Annotated in this window: 10 protein-coding genes; 3 read left to right on the top strand and 7 right to left on the bottom strand. The window is 57.7% G+C overall.

Annotated features, from left to right (window positions below):
- Nucleotides 1–187 precede the first annotated feature (187 nt).
- The 4 genes from Q0Y21_RS03470 to Q0Y21_RS03455 all read right to left on the bottom strand — a co-directional run bounded on the left by Q0Y21_RS03470 (nt 188) and on the right by Q0Y21_RS03455 (nt 3,563).
- Nucleotides 188–547, bottom strand: coding sequence for a hypothetical protein (locus tag Q0Y21_RS03470; RefSeq protein ID WP_297791578.1), 360 nt, complete (start codon nt 545–547; stop codon nt 188–190).
- Between the two features lie 159 nt (nt 548–706).
- Nucleotides 707–2,746 carry a PhoX family phosphatase gene (locus Q0Y21_RS03465; RefSeq protein WP_297791576.1) on the bottom strand — a complete coding sequence of 680 codons (2,040 nt, stop codon included), beginning with the start codon at nt 2,744–2,746 and terminating at the stop codon, nt 707–709.
- A 192-nt stretch (nt 2,747–2,938) separates the two neighbouring features.
- Complete coding sequence (locus tag Q0Y21_RS03460; RefSeq protein WP_297791574.1) at nt 2,939–3,172, bottom strand: hypothetical protein; 234 nt, start codon at nt 3,170–3,172, stop codon at nt 2,939–2,941.
- A gap of 127 nt (nt 3,173–3,299) precedes the next feature.
- On the bottom strand, nt 3,300–3,563 hold the full coding sequence (locus tag Q0Y21_RS03455; RefSeq protein WP_297791571.1) for a hypothetical protein: 264 nt from the start codon (nt 3,561–3,563) through the stop codon (nt 3,300–3,302).
- Between the two features lie 309 nt (nt 3,564–3,872).
- On the opposite strand from Q0Y21_RS03455, the gene Q0Y21_RS03450 reads away from it, so the two are divergent.
- Nucleotides 3,873–5,036 (top strand): alkane 1-monooxygenase, encoded by a 1,164-nt coding sequence (locus Q0Y21_RS03450; RefSeq protein ID WP_366517652.1) that lies wholly within the window; start codon nt 3,873–3,875, stop codon nt 5,034–5,036.
- A 140-nt stretch (nt 5,037–5,176) separates the two neighbouring features.
- Here the strand turns inward: Q0Y21_RS03450 and Q0Y21_RS03445 are convergent, their stop codons facing one another.
- Both Q0Y21_RS03445 and Q0Y21_RS03440 read right to left on the bottom strand, forming a co-directional pair.
- A complete protein-coding gene (locus Q0Y21_RS03445) occupies nt 5,177–5,956 on the bottom strand; it encodes a crotonase/enoyl-CoA hydratase family protein (RefSeq protein ID WP_297791565.1) in 780 nt (259 codons plus the stop codon).
- A gap of 180 nt (nt 5,957–6,136) precedes the next feature.
- Nucleotides 6,137–7,939 (bottom strand): acyl-CoA dehydrogenase, encoded by a 1,803-nt coding sequence (locus tag Q0Y21_RS03440; protein ID WP_297791563.1) that lies wholly within the window; start codon nt 7,937–7,939, stop codon nt 6,137–6,139.
- Between the two features lie 257 nt (nt 7,940–8,196).
- Between Q0Y21_RS03440 and Q0Y21_RS03435 the strand changes: the two genes are divergently transcribed.
- The gene (locus Q0Y21_RS03435) at nt 8,197–9,192 is read left to right on the top strand and encodes a helix-turn-helix domain-containing protein (RefSeq protein ID WP_297791560.1); all 996 of its coding nucleotides are present in this window, start codon (nt 8,197–8,199) and stop codon (nt 9,190–9,192) included.
- Between the two features lie 111 nt (nt 9,193–9,303).
- Entirely contained in the window at nt 9,304–9,468 is a 165-nt protein-coding gene (locus Q0Y21_RS03430; RefSeq protein ID WP_297791557.1) for a DUF6862 domain-containing protein, read from the top strand.
- 162 nt (nt 9,469–9,630) lie between these two features.
- Here the strand turns inward: Q0Y21_RS03430 and Q0Y21_RS03425 are convergent, their stop codons facing one another.
- Nucleotides 9,631–11,685, bottom strand: coding sequence for an NADPH-dependent 2,4-dienoyl-CoA reductase (locus tag Q0Y21_RS03425; protein ID WP_297791555.1), 2,055 nt, complete (start codon nt 11,683–11,685; stop codon nt 9,631–9,633).
- Between the last annotated feature and the right edge of the window lie 59 nt (nt 11,686–11,744).

Here is an 11,744-nt window from a genome sequence, read left to right as displayed (position 1 = left end):
TTAATGCCTTTTATCGAAGGCTCCGGGCCGAAATAAGATGGATGTTAACTTCGGGAACAGGGTGCGTCAGAAAACTGTCCAAAGATTAGGTTTTTTAGCGACCATTTTTTGTCAAAAAAAATTCTAAAAAAATGGCAACTTTTCATTGATCAAGGACCCAGCTCACATAATTGTTATTGTGAGTAACCTAGGGTGACTTTCCGTCATTCAGGGCCAGCGCCCCTTTGACAATGCGATAGATGAACCAGATGGCGATGCCAAGCAGAATAAACCAGCCGATGATCAGGGGAGCAGTCAAAGTACCGATAACCATCCACAACAGCCCGATCCAGAAGGTGCGAATCTGCCATCGAAAATGTGGTTCGATCCAGGTGCCTGTTACGTCATCCAGCTTGACGTAATTGATGATTACCCCAACCAACGGCGTTATACCGGCGAAAAAGAACAGACCCTGGAGTACGTAAACGACAACCGCCAGATTACGGGCGGGCTCAGACCGTCGTACGATGGGGTCGGAATCGGCAGAGATGAAATCGGGGTCAGTCACGGGTAACTCCAGTCAATTCGATGGCCGAAGTTTACCATAGGGCGGCAGACACGGAAGTGTCCGCAGCGTGAATCAGGAAGCCAAACGAAAGCGGGCCACCCAGTCATTGAGCAGCCCGCTTTCGCTATTGTGTCGTGGTTAGCCTAAGGCGATATAGGCTCAGACACCCACAACACGGCCATCATCCCGGGTCACAATGACCGTTGCATCCCGGGGGCGTGATTCATCCGCGTTAGGCCAGTTGCCCTTTGGATGCTGGATATTAACGAACATGGTCTTGCCATCGGGGGTCGTAACAACGCCGGTGACCTCGCAACCAACCGGGCCAACGAAGAAGCGACGAATGTCCCGTGTCCGCGGATCAGCGGCCAGCATCATATTGTTGAGGTACGGCTCACTGGAGCTGCCATCGGTCTGGATCCACAGGCGGCCGTTGTAATCGAACCAAAGACCATCCGGGCTGTTAAAGGTATTGGAGTCATCGAGGGTCACAACGGCCTCGCCATCCACGACCGTTTCGGTGCCCTGCTCGCCGGCGAACACGAAAATGTCCCACTCGAAAGCGGTGGCAGCGTGGTCATTGCCAGCCTCCATCCAGCGAATGATGTGTCCTGTGCGGTTCTCAACCACCGGGTTCGCGGCATTGACGTCGTCAAACCCGTCCTTGCCCCGGTTGCTGTTGTTGGTCAGGGTGAAGTAAACCTCGCCCGTTCTCGGATCCACCGCCCCCCACTCCGGGCGATCCATGGTGGTTGCGCCCGCAATGTCCGCCGCCAGGCGGGTATTGAGCAGAACATCCTGCTGACTGTCAAAACCGTCAAAGGCAATGTCGCCCACGCTGGTGCCCTTGGCGGCGGCTACCCTGGCAGCGAAGTTCTCATCCTCCAGCGACAGCGGTAGCCAGTCGCCGGTCCCATCTTCGTTGAAGCGCGCCACATACAGGGTGCCCTCGTCCAGCAGATAACCACCGGCGGTTGCCGCGTAGTAGGGCTGTGCGGAAACAAACTTGTAGATGTATTCAAAACGGGAGTCATCTCCGGAATAACAGACCACCGGCTCTCCTTCTTTTGCCGGGGCGAAAATGACGCCTTCGTGACCAAAGCGCCCCAGGGCGGTCCGTTTCTGCGGCTTGCTTTCCGGGGTAAACGGATCAATCTCCACCATGAAACCATAGGTGTTGGCTTCGTTCCGGTAGTCCAGATCCGCGGAGGCTTCCTTCACCGACACGTCGAAGCGCAGATACTGGTCCTCAGCACTGTCGGCCAGTTCCCAATCGTAGCGGGACGCTGATCCCACACCGTGACGGACCTGTTCACGGGGCTGGGTCGCATCGCTATTGGCAAAGTATCCATGCCAGTTCTCCTCCGCCGCCAGGTAGGTGCCCCAGGGCGTGGGTCCCATGGAACAATTGTTGAGCGTACCCCGGGTTTCAGTGGCCGTGGGGCTGTATTTGGTAGCCAACTTTTCGTAGCCACGCAGCGGCCCGCGGACATCCATCGGCGTGCCACCGGTGATCCGGCGATTGAACGGACTACCGTGGACCACTTCCCAGGCACCGGCCCTGGCTTGCTTGATATGGATAACGGAGACACCGTGAGCGGCAACTTCCTTGCGAACCTCATCCACCGGCCGTGTGCCGTCTTCGTTCGTGGTGGCACCAGCGGGATGCAGCGCGGATTGGTTGATGTATTCATGATTCATCACCAGCAAACCTTCGGTGGAACTGCTGCCGCCGGCTTTCTGGTCGATCGGGAAAAAGTGCATGCCATCGTGATGCATGCCCACCTGGTTTTCCTGATCAGCCCCGGTATTGGTCCCATCCGGGCGATAGTCCGGATAATCGCCGCTCAACGGCGTTCCCCAGGGAACAAAGGATTGGGCGGTGTAACCCTCGGGCACCACAACCCGGTTCGCGTCAGAGACTGCAACGGCTTTGAATCCAAGTTTGGTATGGCCTTTGGCAAGGCCGTTGCCATGAATTGTTTCATGCCCCCTGGCATGGCCATTGCCCTTGAAATTACCGTCAATCGCGGCTGCACCCATTAAACTGGTCAGCGCTGCACCCACGGTTCCCTTCATCACGGTACGCCGCTTCAACCGCGACGCCAGAACAGAGGTGAATGTGGTGTTACCCGAGTGATTGACCACGGGCTCGTAATCCGGATCAAGATAATTGGGGTCCAGGTCTTGTTTGGCCATTGGTGCCTCTCTCATCAGGTTGTCGGTATGTCGTGCTGAGAGGACAGTGTCAGGCCTTTGAATGACAGCCCGCTGACAATACGAAGACAGTCTTCTTAACGTTTTTTGACAACCGGTTTCGGGAACCCAGTTATAAAAAAGCCCGCTCCGTTTGCACGGAGCGGGCTTTCAGCATTTGGCAATGGCTATCGTTTACTTGCTGTCGTCAGTGGCTTCCTCGTAGCTTTCTTCCATGGAGTCGCCAGCCTCTTCCATGGCATCGCCAGTATCATCAATGGCTTCGTCCATCGATTCGCCGGCGTCTTCCATCATGTCACCAGCGTTATCCGCAGCCTTTTCAAAATCGGCACCCTCGTCTTCCTGACTGCAAGCAGCAAGGCCCAGTGTCATCATCAGAACCAGTGCACTTAAAGTTAGCTTGTTCATACCATGTCCTTTATTTGGCAAATGTATACAACGCAGGCAAGTGTATGGCTGCGGAGGCATATGAGGCAATTACCGGCGGATTACCCTTCTGTTAGCTCTGACAGCCGCCAGCACACTATCTAGGCAATCAACCAATACCGGCCGACACCTCCATACCATCAACCATCACAACATGGTCAAGACGAAGCATCTGCCCCCGTCCGATCAGCACGAATTCCTGCCCGGCCCGACTGAACAGGTCACGAATGACATCATGAACAATCTGGACCTGACCGGCATCGTCCCGATACACAATCTCCAGAATCCGGGAGGAAAACAGATGCTCACGCAGAAACTGGTGGACGGACCAGTGCACGGATTGCGGGGTGTTGGAAAGGTTTTCCGAGGCCATGGCTGATACTTCCCTGTGGGTCGTGACCAATGAAGTCAGTGTGGTCCATAAACCTCTGATGCGCCAGCCCCATCAGGAAGCGAACAGCGTATGACCCATAATGACCGACGATCCTTGTTGCATTGCAAGATTGTCCGACATAAAGTTAGGTCACATCCTGATCACTGGAGCCCCACAATGAGCACAAAAACCCGCGACCAACTGGATATAAAGTCTATTGATGCCAACAATGGCGTCAGCACCGCTGAGAGTTCTTCCCCTTCCAAAGTTGGCCAGGACTGGAAAGACCCCAAACGCTATCTTTGGCTGATGGGTCCCGCCTTGCCCGGCATAGGCCTTGCCGCCATGGCCGGGTATGCCATCGCCCCGAAAAAGCTCCGGGCCCTTGCCTGGACTGGACCAGCACTTGTTCATGGCATCATTCCAGGGCTGGACCGGGCCATCGGCGAAGACAAGAGCAATCCTCCTGAATCGGCGGTAAAGACGCTTGAGCAGGACAAATATTACGACAGGATCGTGAAGGCGTTTATTCCAACCCAATACGCCATGACTTTCATGGGTGCCTGGCTGGCAAGCCGTAAGAAGACGCCAATGTCCGACCGAATTGGTCTCACTCTGACGGTTGGCGCCATTAACGGGGTGGGCATCAACACAGCTCACGAACTCGGGCACAAGTCCAACAAGCTGAACAAGCTGATGGCCATGGCGGCCCTCGCGCCAACCGGTTACACCCACTTCGTGGTAGAGCACAACTTTGGCCACCATAAGCGTGTGGCCACACCCGAAGATCCGGCCAGCAGTCGCATGGGCGAGAGCTTCTGGAAGTTCCTGCCGCGCACGGTGGTGGGCGGCATCAAGTCTGCCGTGAAGATCGAGAAGGCGCGTCTGGCACGCAAGGGCAAGGGCTTCTGGAGTCTGGACAATGAGTTGCTGCAGGGCTGGGCGATGAGCGCCGGGTTCTTTGGCGCCACCACGCTGGTGTGCGGCCCCCGCGCCATTCCGTTCCTGGCGGCACAGGCAGCCTACGGTGCCAGCCTGCTGGAGACGGTGAACTATGTGGAGCACTATGGCCTGCTGCGCCAGAAAGATGCCAAAGGCAAGTATGAGCGCACCCAGCCGTCCCACAGCTGGAACAGCAATCACATTGTGACCAACCTGTTCCTGTATCAGTTACAGCGCCATTCGGATCACCATGCGCATCCGACCCGCAGCTTCCAGGCATTGCGTCACTTCGAGGATGCACCACAATTGCCGGGTGGTTATGCGTCGATGCTGTTGCCGGCCTATCTGCCATCCTGGTGGTACGAGATGATGGATAAGCGGGTGATCGAGCACTATGAGGGTGATCTGGACAAGATCAACTGGGACCCTGACCGCAAGGCGGAGTTGATGGCCAAGTATGCGGATTATGCCGCCGAGGTGGCTGCCGAGGCCAAGGCACGGCGGGAGGCTGACTCTGAGGAGGCCGCCTAGATTTTGAACTTGGGTGCCGGCGGTCAGCTGGCCCCTTCTCCCGGGACACGCTGTAAATACGTCCCTGTACGCTTGAGTGCAGCATCCCTGCTGCACACAGTCCCGGGAGAAGGGGCCAGCCGCCCGCTCAAAGTGCGGAGTTACCTTCCTTTAAAAACCGCTTCCCTTCTTTCAAGAAACGACTGAATTCCTTCTTTCACATCTTCGCTGGCCATGACCGGCTGCAGGTCCAGGAACAACCGTTGTTTTGCGATTTCCTGCCCTTCGCTGGTAGCGATTTTCGAAGACTTCAGGCTGCCCTGAACCCCCAGGGGCGCTGCCCTGGCAATTTTCTCTGCGATCTCCATGGCGACGTTGAACTGCTCGCCCGGCTCCACCATTTCCTGAATCAGCCCCCACTGCAGGGCCTGCTCGGCGGTCCATTCGTCGCCGGTGAGCAGGTAACGCTGGGCATTGCCCCAGCCGATTTCCCGCTGCAGGCGAATGGTCGCGCCACCGCAGGCGAAGATGCCGCGTTTGACTTCCAGTTGGGCGAAGCGGGTGCCTTTGGCGGCAACGCGCACGTCGGTGTTGAGCATCATTTCGACGCCGCAGGTAAAACAGATTCCCTGGGCGGCGAAAACAACAGGTTTGGTGAGGCCTTCACCGGTGATGTGGAAGGGATCCAGCTCGCCTTCCCCCGGTTCAATGCCGGTGCCATTGGCGAATACTTCGGCCCAGTCATCGAGTTGCAGGCCGCTGGTGAAGTGGTCGCCTTCGGCGTACATCAGACCGACCCTCAATTCCGGGTCGTTTTCCAGCTGGTGATAGGCCGCCGCGATTTCGTGGTACATCGCCCGGTTCATGGCGTTCATTTTGTCCGGGCGGTTCAGACCGATCAGAAGGATGTGGCTTTTCTTTTCTACGTTAACCAAGGCCATGTCCAACACCTTCAAAGTTCGTTCGTAGTATTCCGTAGGCCCCACCCATGTTTGGGCGCAAGCGGCTGGTACGGCCGCCCGGGACCGTCTGTGGCCATGGATGGCCACAGACGAGCCTACATGGATGTACTCGTGGCGTGTCCCGGGAGGCCGTACCAGCCGATTGTGCCTACCCCCTGACTAGAACCATTCGGATTTCATGTTCAGACAAGTATCGTCCTGATTCCGCAGCAGGACCAGGTCCTGGGCCACCGTCGGCAATTCCCAGTGGAAAAAGTACTGGGCGGCCTGAAGTTTGCCCTGGTAGAAGTTGCGCTCGTCGTCACTGTTGGCAGAAGCCAAAGCATTGGCGGCGGCGTTGGCCTGGCGGAGCCACATCCAGGCGACGATGATGTGACCGAACAGGTGCAGGTAACAGGCGGCGTTGGCCAGAGGTTTGTCCACGTCACCCCCCATCAGGGACTTGCCCAGGTCCTGGGTGACTTTCACCGCCTGCTGCAGGGTTTCGCTGAGTGACAGCGCCCATTGCTGGCAGCGATCCGTGGTTGCTGCCTCGAGATCCACCTGCATTTCCTGCATCAGCAGCTGCAGACCGTGGCTCTGGTCCTGCCAGATCTTGCGCCCCAGCAGGTCCAGGGCCTGAATGCCGTTAGTGCCTTCATGGATGGGGTTCAAGCGGTTATCCCGCCAGCACTGCTCCACCGGGTATTCCCGGGTGTAGCCGGCACCACCGTAAACCTGGATCGCCAGGTCGTTGGCTTTGGGGCCGTATTCAGAAGGCCACGCCTTGATAACCGGGGTGAGCAAGTCGAGCAGCTTGCCGGCTTCCTGGCGCTTCTGTTCGTCAGGATGGGTATGCTGGTCATCCATCAGGCGAGCGCCGTACAGGCACAGGGCCAGACCGCCTTCGCTGTATGCTTTCTGAGCCAGCAGCATGCGCCGAACATCGGCGTGATCAATAATCGGCACCTGCGGGGATTCCGGGTTCTTTTCACTGGCCTTGCGACCCTGCAGGCGATCTTTGGCGTATTCCAGGCTGTGCATGTAGCCACGATAACCGACCACCGCTGCACCAAAGCCCACACCGACACGGGCTTCGTTCATCATCTGGAACATGTATTTCAGGCCCTGATGGGGCTCGCCCACCAGGTAACCGTGGCAGGGCGCATCGTCGCCAAAGCTCAGGGCAGTGGATGTGGTGCCACGGTATCCGAGTTTGTGGATCAGACCGGCGAGGTTGACGCCGTTGCGCTCGGTGGAATTCCCCTCTTCGTCCACCAGGAATTTGGGCACGATGAACAGGGAAATGCCTTTGACGCCCGCCGGAGCTCCTTTGATTTTCGCCAGCACCATGTGAACGATGTTCTCGGTAATGGACTGTTCGCCTCCGGAGATGTAGATCTTGGCCCCTTTGATCAGGTAGTCGCCATCGTCGGTGGGGGTCGCGGAGGTGCGAATATCCGCCAGGGAGGAGCCGGCATGGGGCTCGGTGAGCGCCATGGTGCCGGTAAACCGTCCTGAGAGCATGTGCGGCAGGAAGGTGGCCTTCTGCTGCTCATTGCCGAAGACACGAACGAGGTTGGCCGCGGCAGTGGTCAGGAACGGGTAACCTGCAGTGCCGGGGTTGGCGGCGGTGAAGAAGCCGTTGCAGGCGGCCATGACCGATTCCGGCAGTTGCATGCCGCCGAGGTCGTAGTCGTAACGACCGGCGATGAAGCCGGCTTCGGCGTAGGCGTCGAAGGCTTCTTTGACCTGGGGGAGCATCTCGACTTTGCCGTCGACAAACCTGGGTTCGTCTTTGTCGGCAGCGCTGTTGTGGGTGGCAAATTTTTCCCGGGCCATTTTGTCGGCGGTTTCGATGACGGCATCGAAGGTGTCGCGACTGTGTTCGCTGAAGCGCTCGCGGGTGGTGAGGCTGGCGGTGTCGAGGACTTCGTAGAGTTGGAACGCCAGGTCGCGGCGGTCAATCAGCGTGTCGGTCATGCTTGGTCTCCTGTTTGTTGCTGACAGCCTCTCATACCTCTGTTTTTCTGGGAACCGGCATTTATGCCATAATCTTGGTGAATCCCGCCATTTCAATATTTTGACAGCTCTGGCAGGAGTCCGGCGACCGGTCGTAAGAGGGGCAGTTCCTCCCGGGACACGCCGTAAATACATCCATGTAGGCTTGAGTGCAGCATCCCTGCTGCACACAGTCCCGGGAGGAACTGCCCCTCTTACGCCCTACTTCGGGAGTTAGTATGCGGACTGTTGCAGTGATTGGGTTTGATGGAGCGCTTGCCAGCGCCATCACTGGCGTCATTGATCTGTTTCGGCTTGCCGGGGTGACCTGGGCACGGATAAACGGTGAGCCGCCTGAACCGCAATTTACTACCCGTTTGCTAACTAAAGGCGGGGCACCCTGCCGCTGCATAAATGGTCTGACGATTCTGCCCGATGGGGCGTGGAACGAGACCCAGGCCTCTGAAGACGGCACTGATCTGGTGATTATTCCGACCATTGGCGGACCGATAGAGCGGGTGTTGGCAGAGAACCCTGAGCTGATTGAGTGGCTTGCCGGTTTTCACTCGTCGGAGTCAGGGCAAGTGCGCGTAGCCAGCAACTGCACCGGGGCTTTCATGCTGGCAGAGGCCGGCGTGTTGGACGGGCGGCAGGCGACGACCTATTGGGGATTCAGCCACCAGTTCCGGCAGCGGTATCCGGCGGTGGATCTGCATCAGGACAAGCTGGTGACGGTGGACGGAGACATTGCCTGTGCGGGCGGTGGGATGGCGTGGTGGGATCTGGGGATTTATCTGGTAGAGCGATACGCCGGAACCCAGGTGGCACGAGAGTTGGCGAAGGCGTTTGTGATTGATGCCGGGCGCACGAGCCAGGCGCCTTACAGTGCCCTGCAGGCCCGGCGGTACCATTCGGATGCGGCCATCCTGAAATTACAGGACTGGCTGGACGAGCATTATGGTCAACCGGTGACCCTGCAATTCCTTGCCGCCCAGTGCGGCCTGACAGAGCGTTCGTTGATTCGGCGGTTCAGGGCCGCAACTGGCGACACGCCTACCGGCTACCTTCAGGTTCTGAGGATAGAGGCGGCACGACAACACCTGGAAAGTTCCCGAATATCAGTAGAAGAGGTGACCCGGAGGGTAGGCTATGAAGACGTCAGTTCGTTCAGCCGACTATTTCGTAAACACACCGGTCTGACACCGGGAACCTATCGCTCCAGATTTGCACATTAATGCAGCCGGAACGCCCGAGTGGCCCGGGTTATGCATCGGTTTTAAATGTGAGCCATCAGGTGCCACAGAACGTAAAGAATATTGACGGGTGTAAAAATGGGGAGGTTCGCCATGAACGCACCGATTAGACAAAGCCAGGCAGACATTCTGAACAAGCTTTATGACATGAAACAGAAGCAACTTGCTCAGGCCTGTCAGCAGGGACACAGCTTGCGTTGTCAGGTACTTGAAGCGGAAGCGGAAGCCATATTCAATGCCCTGAAGTCCATCCGGTAACGGATAAAGTATCAATCGCGGAGCCCAATGTCCGGTGTCGGCTCCACAATTGCTTCATATAGCCGCGAAGGCTAGAGACATTATCGGTTTCATTCACCATCCCGGTGCCCCAAATGTCTCTAATGTGCCCTTCAACGTCACCCTCCCTTGTGTCCCTTTTTGTCAGATACCGGCCGCCACTTCGGTTCCCTGGCGTATGGCCCGTTTTGCGTCCAGTTCTTCGGCAACATCGGCACCGCCAATCAGGTGGGCTTTCACGCCGGCACCGGCCAATTGATCAAATAGTTCACGGTAGGGTTCCTGACCTGCGCAAATGATCACATTATCGACACTCAGCACTTTGCTTTCCTGCACCTTGCCATCCTTATCCCGGATGGATATGTGCAGACCCTCGTCGTCAATGCGGTCGTAACTGCACCCCCGCAACATATCGACGTCGCGGTGCTTGAGGCTGTTGCGGTGTACCCAGCCCGAGGTCTTACCCAGACCGCCGCCAACCTTGCCGGTTTTGCGCTGCATCAGGTAGATTTTACGCGGCGATGATGTGGGCTTGCGCTCCGCTAATCCGCCCGGACCGTCAAACGTGGGATTCACACCCCACTCCGCCTGCCAGTCCGCCACACTGACCTGCTCGCCTTCCGGGTGATGACCGAAATCGTGGGTCAGGAATTCGCTGACGTCGAACCCGATACCGCCGGCACCAATGACCGCGACACTTTCACCAACCGGTTTGTTGTGGCGCAGGACATCGAGATAACCCAGTACCTTGGGATGGTCGATGCCATCAATTTGTGGTGTCCGCGGCTTCACGCCGGTGGCGATGATGACGTCGTCAAAACCCTGTTCGGCCAGCTCTGCCGCCCCGACGCGCGCATTGAGCTTCAGGTCGATCTCCAACAGTTCGATCTGGCGCTGGTAGTAGCGCAGGGTTTCGTAAAACTCTTCCTTGCCGGGGATGCGCTTGGCGTAGTTGAACTGACCGCCAATCTTATCGTCGGCCTCGAACAGGGTCACCCGGTGGCCACGCTTGGCAGCCGTTGTAGCTGCCGCCAGGCCTGCCGGCCCTGCACCAACGACTGCTACGCGGCGAACCACGGGCGCTACCGTCAACACCAGTTCGGTTTCGTGGCAGGCCCTGGGGTTCACCAGACAGGAAGCGCGCTTGGCCTTGAACACATGATCCAGGCAGGCCTGGTTGCAGGCAATGCAGGTGTTGATCTCATCAGCCCGGCCCTGCTCGGCCTTGCGCACGAATTCGCTGTCCGCCAACAGCGGGCGGGCCATGGAAACCATATCCGCCTTGCCGGCGGCGAGGATTTCTTCGCCTTTCTCCGGGGTATTGATGCGGTTGGTGGTACAGATCGGAATATCCACTTCACCGTAGAACTTGGCCGTTACGTCGGCGAAGCCGCCACGAGGAACAGAGGTTACGATGGTAGGCACCCTGGCCTCATGCCAGCCAATGCCGGTATTGATGATGGTGGCGCCGGCCTTTTCGATGGCCTTGCCCAGGGTCACGATCTGATCCCAGGTCTGACCGCCTTCCACGAGGTCGAGCATGGAAAGACGATAGATAATGATGAATTCAGGTCCGACCGCCTCACGCATACGGCGAACGATTTCCACCGGCAGACGCATGCGGTTTTCGTAGGGGCCACCCCACTTGTCCGTGCGCTTGTTGGTCCGCTCACACAGGAACTGATTGATGAAGTAGCCTTCAGAGCCCATCACCTCAACGCCATCATAGCCACCGAGTTTCGCCAGTTTCGCGGCATTGACGAAATCGTTGATTTGCCGCTCCACACCTTTGGTGGACAGGGCACGCGCCTTGAACGGGCTGATCGGCGCCTTGGTGGCGGATGCGGAAACGATCAGTGGCTGATAGCCGTAACGACCGGCGTGAAGCAACTGCAGGCAGATCTTGCCGCCCGCTTCATGGACAGCCCCGGTAACGTGCCGGTGCAACAACGCAGTGGCACGATTGTTCATGGTGGAAGACAGGGGTGCCAGCTGGCCGACCAGGTTTGGCGAATACCCGCCGGTCACCATCAGCCCAACGCCCCCTTCAGCCCGCTCGGCAAAGTAACGGGCGAACTTGTGTATGTTCCAGAACCGATCTTCCAGGCCGGTATGCATGGAGCCCATCAGTACCCGGTTCTTGAGTTCAGTAAAACCAAGGTCGAGGGGCTTTAGAAGCGTTGGATAGGCTGCGGTCATAGTGATTCTCTCGAGTACACACATGAAAAGTGGCATGGTAGCACAGGCTTCTAAGACTA

The organism is uncultured Marinobacter sp. (assembly GCF_947259545.1).
Lineage (GTDB): Bacteria > Pseudomonadota > Gammaproteobacteria > Pseudomonadales > Oleiphilaceae > Marinobacter.
This window is presented reverse-complemented; position numbering and strand designations above follow the sequence as displayed.

What these genes read in the sequence shown, in the direction of transcription:
- Q0Y21_RS03430 (WP_297791557.1), top strand. Translation starts at nt 9,304, where the DNA reads ATGAACGCACCGATTAGACAAAGCCAGGCAGACATTCTGAACAAGCTT.
- Q0Y21_RS03435 (WP_297791560.1), top strand. Translation starts at nt 8,197, where the DNA reads ATGCGGACTGTTGCAGTGATTGGGTTTGATGGAGCGCTTGCCAGCGCC.
- Q0Y21_RS03455 (WP_297791571.1), bottom strand. Translation starts at nt 3,563, where the DNA reads ATGGCCTCGGAAAACCTTTCCAACACCCCGCAATCCGTGCACTGGTCC.
- Q0Y21_RS03465 (WP_297791576.1), bottom strand. Translation starts at nt 2,746, where the DNA reads ATGGCCAAACAAGACCTGGACCCCAATTATCTTGATCCGGATTACGAG.
- Q0Y21_RS03425 (WP_297791555.1), bottom strand. Translation starts at nt 11,685, where the DNA reads ATGACCGCAGCCTATCCAACGCTTCTAAAGCCCCTCGACCTTGGTTTT.
- Q0Y21_RS03440 (WP_297791563.1), bottom strand. Translation starts at nt 7,939, where the DNA reads ATGACCGACACGCTGATTGACCGCCGCGACCTGGCGTTCCAACTCTAC.
- Q0Y21_RS03445 (WP_297791565.1), bottom strand. Translation starts at nt 5,956, where the DNA reads ATGGCCTTGGTTAACGTAGAAAAGAAAAGCCACATCCTTCTGATCGGT.
- Q0Y21_RS03460 (WP_297791574.1), bottom strand. Translation starts at nt 3,172, where the DNA reads ATGAACAAGCTAACTTTAAGTGCACTGGTTCTGATGATGACACTGGGC.
- Q0Y21_RS03450 (WP_366517652.1), top strand. Translation starts at nt 3,873, where the DNA reads ATGGGTCCCGCCTTGCCCGGCATAGGCCTTGCCGCCATGGCCGGGTAT.